Below are 15927 nucleotides of genomic sequence, written 5' to 3' on the forward strand. Positions count from 1 at the left end.
TTATTACACAATTTGAATTGATGCTCCGCGGCCGATAGCGTAATACGTAAAGCCGCGTTTGCTGATACGCTCCGGATCATACAGGTTACGACCATCAAAAATCACGGGTTGTTTTAACGCGGTTTTGATAACGTCGAAATCTGGCGCACGGAAGTTCTGCCATTCAGTACAAATCACCAGGCCATCAGCACCCTGCAACGCCGCTTCTTTGGTACCGGTCAGCTTCAGGTCGTCGCGGTGGCCATAAATACGCTGCGCTTCTTCCATTGCTTCCGGGTCAAATGCCTGAATGGTCGCACCCGCTTCCCATAGCGTTTCCATCAGCACACGGCTGGAGGCTTCACGCATATCGTCGGTGTTAGGTTTGAACGCAAGGCCCCAGAGAGCAAAGGTTTTGCCACGCAGATCGTCGCCAAAATGACGCTTGATGAAGCTCGGCAATTTGTTCTTCTGTGAATCATTCACATCTTCTACCGCCTGCAACAGACGCGGTGTGTAACCAATCGACTCAGCAGTACGAATCAGCGCCTGCACGTCTTTCGGGAAGCACGAACCACCGTAGCCACAGCCAGGGTAGATGAAGTGATAACCAATGCGAGAATCTGAACCAATCCCCTGGCGGACTTTCTCAACGTCGGCTCCCAGACGTTCTGCCAGGTTAGAGATTTCGTTCATGAAGCTGATTTTGGTCGCCAGCATGCAGTTCGCTGCGTACTTGGTCAGCTCTGCACTGCGGATATCCATCAGAATCATGCGATCGTGATTGCGGTTGAATGGCTCATAAAGCTCACGCAACAACTCAACCACGTCGTCGTTATCAGTGCCCACCACGATGCGCTCAGGACGCATGCAGTCGTTTACTGCAGCCCCTTCCTTGAGGAATTCAGGGTTAGAAACCACATCAAACGGGATGTTCACATCACGTTTTTGCAGCGTCTCGGCCATTACTGCACGCACACGATCAGCCGTTCCGACAGGGACGGTAGATTTATCGATCACCACTTTATGATCGTTCATGTGCGCTGCAATTGTCCGCGCAACCGCAGTCACATATTTCAGATCGGCAGAACCGTCTTCATCCGGCGGCGTACCCACAGCAATAAATTGCATGACACCGTGGTTAACACCCTCTTCTGCATTGGTGCTGAACTTCAGGCGACCCGCTTCATAGTTAGACATCACCAGCGGCGTCAAACCCGGTTCGAAAATCGGAATATGGCCTTTTTTCAGGTTTTCGACTTTCTTTTCATCGACATCAATACAGAGAACGTCATGTCCGACTTCGGCTAACACCGCAGCCTGAACCAGACCGACATAGCCGATACCAAATACAGTGACTTTCATTGAATTATCCTGTGTTTAATGAATTACTTTTTGTTGCCTACAGCGCCTTCCAGCCATTGAGTAAAGTCTTTACCCAGTACTGGATGACGAACGCCATACTCAACGAAAGCCTGCATATAACCCAGTTTGTTACCGCAGTCATGGCTTACACCGGTCAGGTGATAGGCTTCAACGGTCTCTTTTTCCATCAGCATGGCGATGGAGTCAGTCAGCTGAACTTCGCCGCCAGCACCTGGAGGGGTTTTCGCCAGCAGTGGCCAGATATCAGCAGACAGCACGTAACGACCCACAACTGCGAGGTTAGAAGGCGCTTCAGAAGCTTTAGGCTTTTCAACCACACCCACCATTGGCGCGCTCTGGCCTGGCGCCAGGTCAGCACCTTTGCAGTCAACGACACCGTAAGCGGTCACATCAGCAACCGGCTCTACCATGATCTGGCTGCGGCCGCTTTCTTCGTAACGCGCCAGCATTTCTGCCAGGTTGTCTTTGGTTGGGTCAGATTCGTACTCATCGATGATCACATCTGGCAGAATCACGGCAACCGGCTCATCACCGACCAGCGGATGTGCACACATCACTGCGTGGCCAAGGCCTTTCGCAATACCCTGACGCACCTGCATGATGGTCACGTGTGGAGGACAGATAGACTGGATTTCGTCCAGCAGCTGACGCTTAACGCGTTTTTCCAGCATGGATTCCAGCTCAAAACTGGTATCAAAATGGTTTTCGATGGCGTTTTTAGAAGAGTGCGTAACCAACACGATTTCGTTAATGCCCGCAGCGATACACTCATTCACGACATATTGGATCAGCGGCTTATCGACCAGCGGTAACATCTCTTTTGGAATAGCTTTAGTAGCAGGCAGCATACGCGTACCCAGACCTGCAACCGGGATTACCGCTTTTTTTACTTTAGACTTATAGGCAGACATCTAAATACCTCTCTTAATAGGCCGTTCAAGTTAATACTTGATATGTCGGTTTAAAAACGAAATGAGTATATCAGTTACTATCAGACGGATTTATCCTGGATGGAGCTAATCCGCGGAATTTAAGACTATTACCCAAGTGTAAAGCTTACCCCTGGCCCTGTCTCCAGCCCGCAAAAAATATAAATCCAATCGCTTATTCTTCAGCCGATAACATCAGCCGTAGCCTGCCACCCGCGCCCCACACATGGCACTGCCAGGCATCAGCGCGTTGACTGATCTGATTGAGGTGCGTACTGCCCATAGTACCAAGCGGCACGCCATTACTGAGTTGAATCTGATGGGTGTTAATGTGCAATGTGGCGTTGAGGCCAGCGGAGACCAGAATCAGGTTTTTCAACTGACGATGGTAGTACCCCACCAGCAAGGGGAACTGGCCACTGAGATTGGCCTGGCGTAACAGCATGTTGACCTGGCGCAGCAGGCCGTTTAACTCCGGCAAGCGCTGCTTCTGTCCGGAAAGTTGTTCCTGTAACAGACCATTAAACAGCGCGCGCAACAGTAAGGCGGCCAACACGCCATTATCCCCTGCTCTGGTCACATCAAGACAGTAGAAGGCCAGATCCTTGTCGGACAACGCGGCAATATCGAGCACCAACCCTGGCTGTTCAGCCATGGTCAGTTGGCGATAGTTAATGCGGCAATTGGCAATGGTTTGCTGAACCGGAGGTTGCAACTGCTTCAGTAACTTAGACGCAGCTAAAGGATCGCGAACCAGTGCATCCCAATCCTGAAACAGCTGTTCATCTTCCTCAACTTTGGAAGTGAACATCGAAGGATAAAGGCACTCATAAACAGCTTCACGAAAACGTTCGAGGTTTCTGAGCGGCTTAAGCAGAACATCCTGAACCCCAAGGCGCAGGACATGCGCAATATCGGCCATGTTCTGCGTGGCGGAGATGATCAAGATTGGCACGCTATTACCGCGGCTGCGAATACGTTCGACGAACTGAAGCCCCCCCATGCGCGGCATCTCCAGATCGCAAATCACCAGATCCACGGCTTGAGCCGACAGCAAGGTTAAGCCATCGAGGCCATCTCCCGCTTCCAGCGTGCTGGCTCCCAGCCCCACCAACATAGTGTCTAACATCGAACGGAAAACGACCTCATCTTCGACAATGAGTATCTTTTTGCCGATTAGTGGTTTTTCCATTCTCTCCCCCTGCGTACCAGATATTTCAATAGTGGTTCATAAAACGCAGTTGCGCCTTTCAGAATTGACTGAAGTCGCACTGCCTGTGAATGAACAACCTGATTATCTGCCACGGACCAGCGGTAATAGTTCATCCATTTTTTTCTCGACGGCGGCTTTACCTGCCGCAATGGCTTCTTCTGCACGATGAAAATCCAGTGTGGATATCTGCGGACAAAACGGTTGAATCAGCACATCCGGTGGATCGCCCGCCATACGATTACGTTTAAGGCGGTTTTCCAGAATCTGGATGGATGTGGACATGATCTCCATGGCGCCCGGCGTTTGATTGGCCCGGCGGTGCGTCAGACCCAGTATGCGCTGGCGCAATTTTTTGCCCCAGCTTAATGCCTCAGCCGCGGCCTCTTCTTCACCGCTCTGTGGTGTCACCGATAATAAATCCTGCTGCATTAAATGCGCGTCATGCTGTAAGTCCACCGCGATGACAATGTCGGCGCCAAGGGCTCGTGTCAGAGATATCGGCACCGGATTGACCACGGCACCATCCACCAGCCAGTAACCATTGTAGCCAACAGGTGGTAATAAGCCTGGCATACTACAGGACGCACGTACTGCCTGATGCAAATCGCCTTCGGTTAACCACAACTCACGGCCGGTACTTAAATTCGAGGCCACCACGCCAAAGGGTTTATTGCACCCCTCAATCAATTCATTGGGGATCAACTGACGGATGTGGCTGAACACGCGGTCACCGCGCAGCAAACCACCACGCTGCCACGACAGATCCATGAGCCGGATCACGTCCCAATAGCGAAATGCGCTCACCCACTTTTCCATTACGCCCAGCCGCCCATTGACGTATGCCGATCCCACCAACGCGCCGACAGAGCAGCCTGCAACCACATCAATTTCAATGCCGGCACGCTCCAGCGCATTAATCACACCAATGTGCGCCCAACCTTTGGCGGCACCTGAACCCAGGGCCAGCCCGATCCTCACCTTTCTCATCGCACCTCGTGATTAGTCTGGTACGTAGCATCCCGCTCAGCAGTCGGCTACCATAGCGCACACTTTAATTAACTTTAATCACTCACAGGAGATGACGTGTCTGAAAAGTGCCCCTGCTGCAGCGGAAAGCAGTATAGCTTATGTTGCCAGCCCTTTCTGAGCGGTCAGGCATTCCCTGCCAGCGCTGAACAATTAATGCGTTCACGCTACACCGCTTATGTTGAAAAGAACGCGGATTATCTGGCTGCGACCTGGCACTCCAGTAAGCGTGTGGCCGACCTTGAGACGTTATTATCTGAAAGTTTTTCCGGCACTGAGTGGCTGGGCTTGAATGTAACCCGTTGTAATCATGGAAGCCACGAGAATGAAGCCTTTGTGACCTTTTTTGCGCGTTACCGCGAAAAAGAGCGCACTTCGGCCATCTATGAATGTTCACGCTTTCTCTGTGAGGATCAACGCTGGTACTATATCGACGGAACGGTGCCCGAGCTGGGGCGCAACGATCGCTGTCCTTGTGGCTCCGATAAAAAATACAAAAAATGTTGTGGTTAATCTGGACAGATGCACAACGGCTTTACCATTCATCGCTTTGACAGGACTCTGATCGAGATGCAAGCGCAAAACACGCAACGAAAAGTTTTACGGACCATTTGCCCTGATGCGAAAGGTCTGATCGCCAAGATCACCAACATTTGCTACAAGCATGAACTCAACATTGTGCAAAACAATGAGTTTGTCGATCACCGTACCGGGCGCTTTTTCATGCGCACAGAGCTGGAAGGGATTTTCAACGACAATACCCTGCTGGCGGATCTCGACAGCGCGTTACCGGTAGGTTCGGTGCGGGAACTGCAGAGCGCTGGCCGTCGTCGTGTGGTGATTCTGGTGACCAAAGAGGCGCATTGCCTGGGCGATCTGCTGATGAAATGCGCGTTTGGTGGTCTCGATATGGAGATTGCCGCCGTCATTGGTAACCATGAAACGCTGCGCTCGCTGGTTGAACGTTTCGATATTCCGTTTGTTCTGGTCAGCCATGAAGGCCTGACGCGTGAAGAGCATGACAACCGCATGGGCGATGAAATTGATCGCTACCAGCCGGATTACGTGGTGCTGGCCAAATATATGCGCGTGCTGACGCCTGCTTTTGTGCAGCGTTACCCGAATCAGATCATCAATATTCACCACTCGTTCCTGCCTGCCTTCATCGGCGCGCGTCCTTACCATCAGGCTTACGAGCGTGGTGTGAAAATTATCGGTGCTACCGCGCACTACGTGAATGATAACCTCGATGAAGGTCCGATCATCATGCAGGACGTGATCAACGTCGATCACAGCTACACCGCAGAAGAGATGATGCGTGCCGGTCGTGATGTCGAGAAGAATGTCCTGAGCCGCGCGCTGTATAAAGTGCTGGGTCAGCGCGTGTTCGTTTACGGTAACCGCACCATCATTCTGTAAGCGTCCTGGCGCTGAATTGTGCAACTCTTCAGCGCCACGGATGAAAAGTGGGCAAACGATTCATATTTTTGTTTTCAGCGCTTTACAGTCAGAACGCATTTGGTATCATGCGCCCCGCTTTCAGGCACATTATTCAGGCCAGTGGCGGGATTCCCGAGCGGCCAAAGGGAGCAGACTGTAAATCTGCCGTCATCGACTTCGAAGGTTCGAATCCTTCTCCCGCCACCATCTGAATAATCTCCTCGCCTGAATCACTAAGAGCTTTATATCCCTGGCGGGATTCCCGAGCGGCCAAAGGGAGCAGACTGTAAATCTGCCGTCATCGACTTCGAAGGTTCGAATCCTTCTCCCGCCACCATCGCTTTTCCAATTGCTTACATCGTCATTTCCTCCCGATTCAATCCATGACATTCTAACGAAAACTCGTTACCATCCCGGCATACTTTTGCGGATAAGAATGGCAGCGAAATGAAATTCATCTCTTTCAACATCAATGGCTTGCGCGCACGCCCTCATCAACTTGAAGCCCTCGTCGAACAGCATCAGCCAGACGTCATCGGCCTGCAGGAAACCAAAGTTCACGATGACATGTTCCCGCTCGAAGATGTCAGCAAGTTGGGTTACAACGTGTTTTATCATGGTCAAAAAGGCCACTACGGCGTCGCGCTGCTGACCAAAGCGCAGCCTGTTTCGGTACGTCGTGGTTTTCCCGGTGATGATGAAGATTCACAACGCCGCCTAATCATGGCGGAAATCCCCAGCCCGATTGGCGACATCACCGTGATTAACGGTTACTTCCCGCAGGGTGAAAGCCGTGACCATCCAACTAAATTCCCGGCGAAAGAGAAGTTCTACCGTGATTTACAGGATTATCTGGAACAGCAGTTGGCGGTTGATAAGCCGGTGCTGATCATGGGTGACATGAATATCAGCAGTACCGATCTTGATATCGGCATTGGCGAAGATAACCGCAAGCGCTGGCTGCGCACCGGTAAATGCTCATTCCTGCCAGAAGAGCGTGAGTGGATGGATCGCCTGTTGCATTGGGGTCTGGTCGATACCTGGCGCGCGAAATACCCGGAAACGGCTGACCGTTTCTCCTGGTTCGACTACCGTTCAAAAGGTTTTGATGATAACCGTGGTCTGCGTATCGACCTGTTGCTGGCCAGTCAACCGCTGGCAGCGCGTTGCATTGAAAGTGGCATTGATTACGAGATCCGCAGCATGGAAAAACCATCGGATCATGCACCTGTCTGGTCGACGTTCAATCTGGAAAAATAAGTAAACTGCGTGGCGTGAGAACGCCACGCACCTTTACTTGATGATTTTCCAGATAAGCGGGTTAGTGCCCATCACTTTCTCATCACGCCCACACTGCAGCAGCACGCCTTCCGCTTTCACGACCGCCCCTTCAGAGTAACTGCGATTCTCATAAGTGCAGCACTGCAGACAGTTGCTCTGCTGATTATTCTGTCCCTGTGTCCAGACTTCCGGTGGCATATCCACCACCACATCCGTATTGCCCGTGCGACTGTTTTCCGGCTGGCGGTTCGCCAGCGCCGAATTCATGCACAACAGCAGCCCGCTAAGCGCTAATAGGATATAACGCATCACTCTGTCTCCTTGGTTCTACGCCGGGTCGATTTCGGTTTTGCTTTACGTTTAGCGGCCGGTGCGGCAATGCCTCTAAATGATTGCAACGAGGGTCGCTGACGCGCTTCGCCAATTAACCCGATCAGCGTGGCAACCAGCGGCTGCATAAACTCATCGTAGCGGCAGGCCTTTTCACTGATGCGTGTTAATGTCGATTCCCATTGAGCCGTCATATCTGGTCGGGCCGCCATTTCTGGTAACGCATGGATCAGCGCCCTGCCCGCGTCCGTAGAATGAATATAGCGGCCTTTCTTCACGAGGAATGTCCGGCGGAACAATAATTCAATAATGCCGGCTCGCGTCGCTTCCGTCCCTAAACCATCGGTCGCACGCAGCACTTTCTTTAATTCTTTATCCTGAACAAAGCGCGCGATGCCGGTCATGGCGGATAACAGGGTGGCATCGGTAAACGGGCGCGGCGGCTGCGTCTGCTTGGCAAGCACCTCACCGCGCTCACACAGCAGCTCATCGCCCTTTGCCACCACCGGTAAAGGCGTGCCATCGTTCTCTTCATCGCGTTCTTTACTGCCGAGTAAGGCACGCCAGCCCGCTTCTGCCAGAAAACGCGCTTTGGCAACAAACTTACCCCCGCCAATCTCGAGATCGATAACACATTTGCGAAACACCGCGTCTGGGCAAAATTGCATCAGATACTGACGTGCCACCAGGCCGTAAATATTGGCTTCATTCTCCGTGAGGTTCACTTTACTGGCGCGGGCGGTAGGGATGATCGCGTGGTGCGCATCCACCTTTTTATCATCCCAGCAGCGGTTCTTCTGATCAGGGTTAAAATCCGTAGGCGGTGTCAGATTGGGTTGGTGCGCCTGTATCGCATTCAGCACCGCATGCCGTCCGGCAAAATGTTCATCCGGCAAATACCGGCTGTCTGAACGCGGATAGGTAATCAACTTATGGGTTTCATACAGACGCTGGCAGCAGTCCAGTACGTTTTGCGCACTCAGGCCGAAACGCTTTGCCGCCTCGATCTGCAGGCTGGAGAGCGAAAACGGCAATGGTGCGGTATCAGATTCCCGTTTGTCGTTATAGCCTGTCACTATCGCCGGCTTACCGTTGATGCGCTCTAAGACATGATCGGCCAGCGAACGGTGTAACAGGCGACCTTCCTCATCCTGCCAGGGTTCGCAGGCGTCGCTGGGTATCCAGCTGGCAACAAAACGCTCATCCTTCGGCGTCACAATGTGCGCTTTCACTTCGAAGTAATCTTTAGGAATGAAGTTTTCGATCTCTTCATCGCGACGCACCACCAGGCCGAGCACCGGCGTTTGTACGCGTCCGACCGACAGCACGCCATCATAACCGGCATTGCGGCCTAATAGCGTCCAGGCACGGGTCATATTGATGCCGTAGAGCCAATCTGCGCGGGCGCGGGCCAATGCGGAGACGCACAGCGGGATAAACTCGCGATTCTCACGTAAACGGCTGACTGCTCGCTCCACGGCGGAGGGGTTGAGATCGTTAATGAGACAGCGCTGCACTTTCTGCCGCTTTTCCGGCGCGAGTTGCAGGTAGTCCAGCACTTCATCCACCAACAGCTGACCTTCTCGATCCGGGTCACCGGCGTGCACCACTTCACTCGCCTGTTGCAGCAAACCCTCAATCACTTTGAGTTGCTTAGCCACCGACGGACGTGGCTGTAAACGCCACTTTTCCGGAATGATCGGCAGGTCGGCAAGATTCCAGCGCGCATAGCGGCTGTCATAGCTGTCCGGCTGCGCCTGTTCCAGCAAATGCCCGACACACCAGGTGACCATCTGATCGTTGCCACAGGCAATAAAACCGTCACCGCGTCGATGCGGTTTCGGCAGTACATCAGCAATGGCACGCGCCAGGCTGGGTTTTTCAGCAATAAACAAACGCATGTCTGGCGTCGTTCCTTCTACGTCAATTCACGACGGTAATTAATGGACAGGAAGGATCGGCAGCGAAGAGTTCACCCACCGCCGTCGCCTGCACGCCGGCCAATATTGCGCAGCGCTGGAAGGCTTCGACCTCGCTGGGTTGCACCGCCACCAGTAAACCACCCGAGGTTTGCGGATCGCACAGTAACGCGCGTGTTGCATCGTCCATCGCGGAAATCAGGGCGCCATAGCTGGCAAAATTGCGCTGAGTGCCGCCGGGCACGGCACCTTTGGCGATATACTCATCGACACCCGGTAAGCGCGGAACCTGTGTGGCTTGGATTTCCGCACGCAAACCTGATCCCTGGCAAATCTCACTCAGATGTCCCAGCAAGCCAAAACCGGTGACATCGGTCATGGCGCTGACGCCATCCAGTTTGGCGAACTCGGCACCGGCTTTATTCAACTGACACATCACCTCCGCCGCTAATGACTGGTGTTCTGGCAGCAGAAGGCCTTTTTTCTCGGCGGTGGTCAGGATGCCAATTCCCAGCGGCTTGGTGAGAAACAGCTGGCTTCCCACCTGCGCGGCGCTGTTCTTTTTCACCCGCGCCACATCAACAATTCCCGTGACGGCCAGGCCAAAAATCGGCTCCGGCGCATCGATCGAATGCCCACCCGCCAGCGCAATACCAGCAGCCTGACAGGCCGCACGACCGCCTTCAATGACCTGCTGAGCCACTTCTGGGCTCAGCACGTTGACCGGCCAACCCAGGATGGCAATCGCCATAATCGGTTTGCCGCCCATGGCATAAATATCACTGATAGCGTTGGTGGCGGCGATACGGCCAAAGGTATGGGGATCATCAACAATCGGCATGAAGAAGTCGGTGGTGCTGACTACCGCTGTGCCGTTGCCAAGATCGTATACGGCAGCATCGTCACGTGTTTCGTTGCCCACCAGCAACTGGGGGTCATGAAAAGGGGTCAGCTCACTATGAAGAATGATTTCCAGTACCTGCGGCGAAATTTTGCAGCCGCAGCCAGCTCCATGGCTGTATTGCGTCAGACGAAGAGGTTCACTCATGGCGGGTTCCTTATGCGCTGAACAGAAGGCTGTATGTTAGCCTGGCTGTCAACCGGTGGTAAGTGTTGCGCGGTTTAAGCTCGATCTTTCGCACACGCGGTGTGCAATCTTTGCAACACGCCTCACCCTGCCGAAGAAACCCGCCGATGTCTGTCAGAAATAACTGACAAATTGCGCGGTGTCCGGTGCAACTACCGTGGTATTCGCTTTAAGCTGCGGTGTACCGAGATACAGGAATCCGACAATCGCATCCTGCTCGCGGCAACCAAAGGCTTCGCGCACTGAAGGATGGTCAGTCCATGGACCGCTGCGCCAGATACCGTTAAAGCCCTGCGCCACCGCGGCCATTTGCATCGCCATCACGGCACAACCTGCTGAAACCAACTGTTCCCAATGCGGGACTTTGGCATGCTCTTCACAGTGCGCCACAACAGTGATAATCATCGGCGCTCGAAACGGTGCGGTGGCGGATTTTTCAATCGCCTTTTCATCGAGGTTGCTGTCACGCGCCGCTTGTTCAAGCAATTTACCAAAACGCTCACGCCCTTCATTCTCTACAATGATAAAGCGCCACGGCAGCAACGTACCATGATCCGGTGCACGTAAGCCTGCGTGCAAAATGTTCTGCAAGACTTCGCCCGCTGGTGCCGGTTCTGCCAGACGCGAAGCCGAACGGCGGTTAATTAATAAATCCAGTGCATCCATCATTATTCTCCCGTGAATAAAAAGCGTGGGCTAATCCTGGCACAGCAAGATCTTTTGTAACAGTCTGGCGCGATTTCCTGCTGACATTTCGCACGCTGCTCTTTAGGATGAACCCGACATCGGGGCAGACCGCGTGGCGACTGCCCTGTTACGTGAATATGGAGAGTTTATGCGCACATTGTGGCGAATTATTGCTGGCCTGTTCCGCTGGAGCTGGCGGGTGTTGAATTTTATTCGGGAATTCATTCTTAATTTATTCCTCATCGTCTTAATCCTCGCCGGTGTCGGTATCTGGTTACAGCTTTCCAGCGCCAACAGCAGCGAACCGGTGCAACAGGGTGCACTCAAAGTGGATTTAAGCGGTGTATTAGTGGATAAACCTTCCGTCAGTAATCGCCTGAGTCGCATCAGCCGTGAGTTGCTGGGCGCGAGCAGCGATCGCCTGCAAGAGAATTCATTGTTCGACGTGGTGGATGCGGTTCGTCAGGCGAAAACTGACAAAAACATCACCGGGATCGTGCTTGATTTGCGTGATTTTGCTGGCGGCGATCAGCCTTCATTACAATATCTGGGCAAATCGCTGCGTGAGTTCCGTGATGCGGGCAAACCGATATACGCCATTGGTGATAGCTATAGCCAGGCGCAATACTACATCGCCAGCTATGCCACCAAAATTTATCTGTCACCGCAGGGCACTGTTGATCTGCATGGCTTTGCTACCAATGGGTTGTATTACAAATCCCTGTTAGAGAAGCTCAAAGTCAATTCTCATGTGTTCCGTGTGGGCACCTACAAATCTGCCGTCGAGCCTTTCCTGCGTGACGATATGTCTCCGGAAGCACGTGATGCGGATAGTCGCTGGATCGGCCAGCTGTGGCAGAACTACCTGAACACCGTTTCCGCAAATCGCCAGATTACCCCGGATCAACTGTTCCCGGGAGCAGCCGGCGTCATCAGCGGATTGCAGGCTGTTGACGGCGATACCGCAAAATATGCGCTGGACAGTAAATTGGTTGATGTGCTGGACAGCCGTGCGGCTGCTGATCAGGAACTGGTGAAAACCTTTGGCTGGGATAAAGCCAATAACGATTATCGCAACGTCAGCATTTACGATTACACCGTGAAGCAGCCTCAGCAGGATCAGGATGGCAATATTGCGGTGATCTTCGCCAGCGGTGCGATCATGGACGGTGAGGAAACCGCCGGAAACGTGGGTGGCGATACCACCGCTTCGCAGATTCGCGATGCGCGTCTCGATCCGAAAATCAAAGCGATTGTACTGCGCGTCAACAGCCCAGGTGGCAGCGTGTCGGCATCGGAAGCGATTCGTGAAGAGTTAGCCGCAGCCCATGATGCCGGCAAGCCAGTGGTGGTCTCAATGGGCGGCATGGCGGCTTCGGGCGGCTACTGGATCTCGACGCCAGCAGACTACATTGTGGCCGCACCCAGCACCTTGACCGGTTCAATCGGTATTTTCGGCGTGATTAACACGGTTGAAAAGAGTCTGAACAGTATTGGTGTGCACACGGATGGCGTGGCCACGTCTCCGCTGGCTGACGTTGCCACCACCAAAGCCCTGCCGACGGAAGTGCAGCAATTGATGCAACTGACCATCGAAAACGGCTATCGTAACTTTGTCGGACTGGTCGCGAAGTCGCGTCATAAAACGCCAGAACAGATCAATGATATCGCTCAGGGCCATGTCTGGACCGGCAGTGATGCTAAAGCCAATGGCCTGGTGGATGCGTTGGGTGATTTTGACGATGCCGTGGCGAAAGCGGCTGAGTTGGCAAAAGTCGCCAAGCCGCAGCTTAGCTGGTATCAGGACGACCCCGGCATGATTGACCTGCTGCTAAATCAGATGAATGCCTCTGCACAAGCGATGCTGCCAGCAGCACTGAAGGTGTGGCTGCCCGCGCCGATGCTGGACGTAATGAGTGCAGTGAAAGATCAGCCTGGCCTGATGAACAATCTTAATGATCCGCAAAATCGCTACGCCTTCTGCCTGAACTGCGGCAACGTACGCTAATCTTTACAGCCCGGCCGCTGGTCGGGCTGCTTTTCGCTGTTAATCCCCTTATACTGCGCGTTTTACGGCAAGTCTGAGTTCTTCCATGCAAAAGAAAAATATCTATGTAGCCTACACGGGCGGTACCATCGGTATGCAGCGCTCCGCGCACGGCTACATTCCGGTTTCCGGCCACCTGCAGCAGCAACTGGCCAACATGCCAGAGTTCCATCGGCCTGAGATGCCGAATTTCACCATCCACGAATATCAGCCTCTGATGGATTCGTCAGACATGACGCCATTGGATTGGCAATCGATTGCTGATGACATTAAACAGAATTACGACAGCTATGATGGTTTTGTCATTCTGCACGGCACCGACACCATGGCATTCACTGCCTCGGCGCTGTCATTCATGCTGGAAAACCTGGCGAAGCCTGTCATCGTAACCGGCTCGCAAATTCCTTTGGCAGAATTGCGCTCAGATGGTCAGCAGAATTTACTCAATTCGTTGTACGTGGCCGCTAATTATCCGATCAATGAAGTGGCGTTGTTCTTTAACAACACGCTGTTCCGTGGCAATCGCACCACCAAAGCACATGCCGACGGCTTCAACGCCTTCGCTTCACCGAATCTCCCTCCTTTGCTGGAAGCCGGTATTCACATTCGTAAACTCAATACGCCGCCGGCACCACAGGGCCGCGGCGAGTTGATTGTGCATCCGATTACCCCACAACCGATTGGCGTGGTTACCATTTACCCCGGGATCTCTGCCGATGTGGTGCGTAACTTCTTGCGCCAGCCGGTGAAAGCACTGATTCTGCGCTCTTATGGTGTCGGCAACGCGCCGCAAAATGCAGAATTCCTGGCTGAACTGCAGCAGGCGAGCGAACGTGGGATTGTGGTGGTGAATCTGACGCAATGCATGTCCGGAAAAGTGAATATGGGGGGCTATGCCACCGGTAATGCGCTGGAGCATGCGGGGGTGATCAGCGGTTTTGACCTTACCGTTGAGGCTACATTAACAAAACTGCACTTTTTGTTGAGCCAAAACCTCACCAACCCGGAAATTCGTGCCAGAATGCAACAGAATTTACGCGGCGAACTGACCGACGACTGATACGGAGCGAGATGTAATGAAGCGGGCATTGATAATCATCGATATTCAGAACGATTTTTGCCCCGGCGGCCCAATGGCGGTGCGCGAAGGCGACCAAACGGTTGCCGTTGCCAATCGCTACGCACGCGAGTTCCGCGATCGGGGAGAATGTGTAGTGGCATTGCAAGACTGGCATCCGGCAGATCATGGCAGCTTCGCCTCCGTTTCTGGCGAACCAGTATATACCCTGGGTGAATTGAACGGTCTGGCGCAGATTTGGTGGCCCGATCATGGAGTCGAGAACTCAGTGGGGGCGGATTTCCACCCAGAACTGGACCGCACACTGATTGATGCGGTGTTCCATAAGGGGGGCGACGCGGATGTGGACAGCTACAGTGCTTTCTTCGATAACGGCCATCGCCGCAAAACGGAGCTAGACAGTTGGCTGCGTGAACGCGACATCAGCGACCTGGTGATGCTGGGGCTCGCTACCGACTATTGCGTCAAATACAGCGTGCTGGATGCGCTGGAGTTGGGCTACAACGTTGAAGTGGTGAAAGAGGGTTGCCGCGGCGTCAACCTGAATCCTGATGATAGTGATATTGCCATCGAACAGATGCAAGCTCAGGGTGCGGTAATAATCTGAAAATGAGGGCTGGTGAAAACCAGCCCTTTTGCGTTTTAGTGCAGGTTAATGCGCGTGATGTCCGGCTCGATACCGAACTCTTCCTTAAGCTGCTTTTTCGACTTCATCACCATCTCCCCTCCTTTGCCAATGGTCATATGCTGCGGGTCGTCGTTGTGACGCGCCTGCCACAGCATCACCAGCTGCAGGCAATTATCGCGCTGCTCTTGAGTCAGCGCGACACCGTCCGGCCATTTACCGATTTCCACTGCGGTGGCGAGCCGCTCGTAGACTTCCGGCGTCATCGCCGCCAGCATGGCTTCGAGTTCTTGCTTCATGCTCAGCCCTCTTGTTGCTTGCCCTGCTCATCGGTAAAGCTCAATGAGGCAGAGTTAACGCAGTAGCGCTCACCGGTAGGCTGCGGGCCATCCGGGAAGACGTGGCCGAGATGCGCATCGCAATTGCCACAGCGAATTTCCACGCGGTGCATGCCGTGGGAATCATCTTCCAGATAACGAATCGCTTCGTCGCTGAAAGGCTGGTAAAAGCTCGGCCAGCCGCAGCCTGAATCATATTTAGAGTCGGAGAGGAACAGCGGTGAATTGCACACTAAACAGTGGTAGATGCCCTCCTGCTTGTTGTGCAGTAGTGCGCCACTGAAAGGAGGTTCCGTGCCGCGATGCTGTGTGACATAGCGCTGCATCTCAGAAAGCTGCGCGATTTTTGCCTCGGGTGCGGTGTCTTTAGCCATTTTGAGTTCCGGAGTGTCATTCTGTAAAAATCGACTAGTATTCTAACAAACGAACAACATCTTCATGGTCTTTTTTCGTGCGAACCCGTTCGCCACGACTGCCACAGCGCAAAATTGTGACGTCGATCACCCTTTGCAAAAGTCATCCCTTTTCGGTCGGTATTCGGCGTAACATAGGCGCGCAATAA

16 protein-coding genes, 2 tRNA genes and 1 pseudogene are annotated in these 15927 nt (G+C 53.3%); 9 read left to right on the plus strand and 10 right to left on the minus strand.

Annotation, left to right across the window (positions count from 1 at the left end; translation table 11 throughout):
* Positions 1-3: 3 nt before the first annotated feature.
* The 4 genes from FD744_RS21260 to rssA form a co-directional block, all read right to left on the minus strand.
* On the minus strand, positions 4-1344 hold the full coding sequence (locus FD744_RS21260; RefSeq protein WP_034828819.1) for a UDP-glucose/GDP-mannose dehydrogenase family protein: 1341 nt from the start codon (positions 1342-1344) through the stop codon (positions 4-6).
* Between the two features lie 23 nt (positions 1345-1367).
* Entirely contained in the window at positions 1368-2276 is a 909-nt protein-coding gene (gene galU, locus FD744_RS21265) for a UTP--glucose-1-phosphate uridylyltransferase GalU (protein WP_034828817.1), read from the minus strand.
* A gap of 193 nt (positions 2277-2469) precedes the next feature.
* A complete protein-coding gene (gene rssB, locus FD744_RS21270; RefSeq protein WP_034828815.1) occupies positions 2470-3486 on the minus strand; it encodes a two-component system response regulator RssB in 1017 nt (338 codons plus the stop codon).
* 102 nt (positions 3487-3588) lie between these two features.
* A complete protein-coding gene (gene rssA, locus FD744_RS21275; protein WP_058959825.1) occupies positions 3589-4494 on the minus strand; it encodes a patatin-like phospholipase RssA in 906 nt (301 codons plus the stop codon).
* A 96-nt stretch (positions 4495-4590) separates the two neighbouring features.
* Between rssA and FD744_RS21280 the strand changes: the two genes are divergently transcribed.
* The 5 genes from FD744_RS21280 to xthA all read left to right on the plus strand — a co-directional run bounded on the left by FD744_RS21280 (position 4591) and on the right by xthA (position 7233).
* Complete coding sequence (locus FD744_RS21280; RefSeq protein ID WP_160869291.1) at positions 4591-5046, plus strand: YchJ family protein; 456 nt, start codon at positions 4591-4593, stop codon at positions 5044-5046.
* A 57-nt stretch (positions 5047-5103) separates the two neighbouring features.
* On the plus strand, positions 5104-5952 hold the full coding sequence (gene purU / locus FD744_RS21285) for a formyltetrahydrofolate deformylase (protein WP_034828882.1): 849 nt from the start codon (positions 5104-5106) through the stop codon (positions 5950-5952).
* A gap of 143 nt (positions 5953-6095) precedes the next feature.
* A tRNA-Tyr gene (locus FD744_RS21290) sits at positions 6096-6180 on the plus strand.
* Positions 6181-6225: 45 nt separating this feature from the next.
* Positions 6226-6310: transfer RNA gene (locus FD744_RS21295), tRNA-Tyr, on the plus strand.
* 110 nt (positions 6311-6420) lie between these two features.
* Complete coding sequence (xthA, locus tag FD744_RS21300; RefSeq protein ID WP_034828809.1) at positions 6421-7233, plus strand: exodeoxyribonuclease III; 813 nt, start codon at positions 6421-6423, stop codon at positions 7231-7233.
* Between the two features lie 33 nt (positions 7234-7266).
* Here the strand turns inward: xthA and FD744_RS21305 are convergent, their stop codons facing one another.
* The 3 genes from FD744_RS21305 to selD are packed head-to-tail and all read right to left on the minus strand — an operon-like array spanning position 7267 to position 10551.
* Positions 7267-7521, minus strand: a complete 255-nt coding sequence (locus FD744_RS21305; protein WP_236699723.1) for a YnjH family protein — start codon at positions 7519-7521, stop codon at positions 7267-7269.
* A gap of 41 nt (positions 7522-7562) precedes the next feature.
* A complete protein-coding gene (locus tag FD744_RS21310) occupies positions 7563-9485 on the minus strand; it encodes a DNA topoisomerase III (protein WP_160869293.1) in 1923 nt (640 codons plus the stop codon).
* Positions 9486-9507: 22 nt separating this feature from the next.
* Positions 9508-10551, minus strand: coding sequence for a selenide, water dikinase SelD (gene selD, locus FD744_RS21315; RefSeq protein WP_160869295.1), 1044 nt, complete (start codon positions 10549-10551; stop codon positions 9508-9510).
* 90 nt (positions 10552-10641) lie between these two features.
* Between selD and FD744_RS25995 the strand changes: the two are divergent.
* Positions 10642-10695, plus strand: a pseudogene (locus FD744_RS25995) (hypothetical protein); the annotation flags it as partial.
* Positions 10696-10704: 9 nt separating this feature from the next.
* Here the strand turns inward: FD744_RS25995 and FD744_RS21320 are convergent.
* Positions 10705-11256 carry an NAD(P)H nitroreductase gene (locus FD744_RS21320; protein ID WP_160869331.1) on the minus strand — a complete coding sequence of 184 codons (552 nt, stop codon included), beginning with the start codon at positions 11254-11256 and terminating at the stop codon, positions 10705-10707.
* 169 nt (positions 11257-11425) lie between these two features.
* Between FD744_RS21320 and sppA the strand changes: the two genes are divergently transcribed.
* The 3 genes from sppA (at position 11426) to pncA (ending at position 15009) form a co-directional block, all read left to right on the plus strand.
* Entirely contained in the window at positions 11426-13285 is a 1860-nt protein-coding gene (gene sppA, locus FD744_RS21325; RefSeq protein ID WP_160869297.1) for a signal peptide peptidase SppA, read from the plus strand.
* An 85-nt stretch (positions 13286-13370) separates the two neighbouring features.
* The gene (ansA, locus tag FD744_RS21330; protein WP_034828797.1) at positions 13371-14384 is read left to right on the plus strand and encodes an asparaginase; all 1014 of its coding nucleotides are present in this window, start codon (positions 13371-13373) and stop codon (positions 14382-14384) included.
* A gap of 16 nt (positions 14385-14400) precedes the next feature.
* Positions 14401-15009, plus strand: a complete 609-nt coding sequence (pncA, locus tag FD744_RS21335) for a bifunctional nicotinamidase/pyrazinamidase (RefSeq protein WP_034828795.1) — start codon at positions 14401-14403, stop codon at positions 15007-15009.
* 35 nt (positions 15010-15044) lie between these two features.
* Here pncA and FD744_RS21340 read toward each other — a convergent pair whose 3' ends face one another.
* Together FD744_RS21340 and msrB are read right to left on the minus strand one after the other, a co-directional pair.
* On the minus strand, positions 15045-15326 hold the full coding sequence (locus FD744_RS21340; RefSeq protein WP_160833623.1) for a YeaC family protein: 282 nt from the start codon (positions 15324-15326) through the stop codon (positions 15045-15047).
* Between the two features lie 2 nt (positions 15327-15328).
* Complete coding sequence (gene msrB, locus FD744_RS21345) at positions 15329-15739, minus strand: peptide-methionine (R)-S-oxide reductase MsrB (RefSeq protein WP_160869299.1); 411 nt, start codon at positions 15737-15739, stop codon at positions 15329-15331.
* Positions 15740-15927 lie beyond the last annotated feature (188 nt).

Origin of the sequence: Pantoea sp. Taur (genome assembly GCF_009830025.1) — a bacterium.
Taxonomy (GTDB): Bacteria; Pseudomonadota; Gammaproteobacteria; order Enterobacterales; family Enterobacteriaceae; genus Pantoea; species Pantoea communis.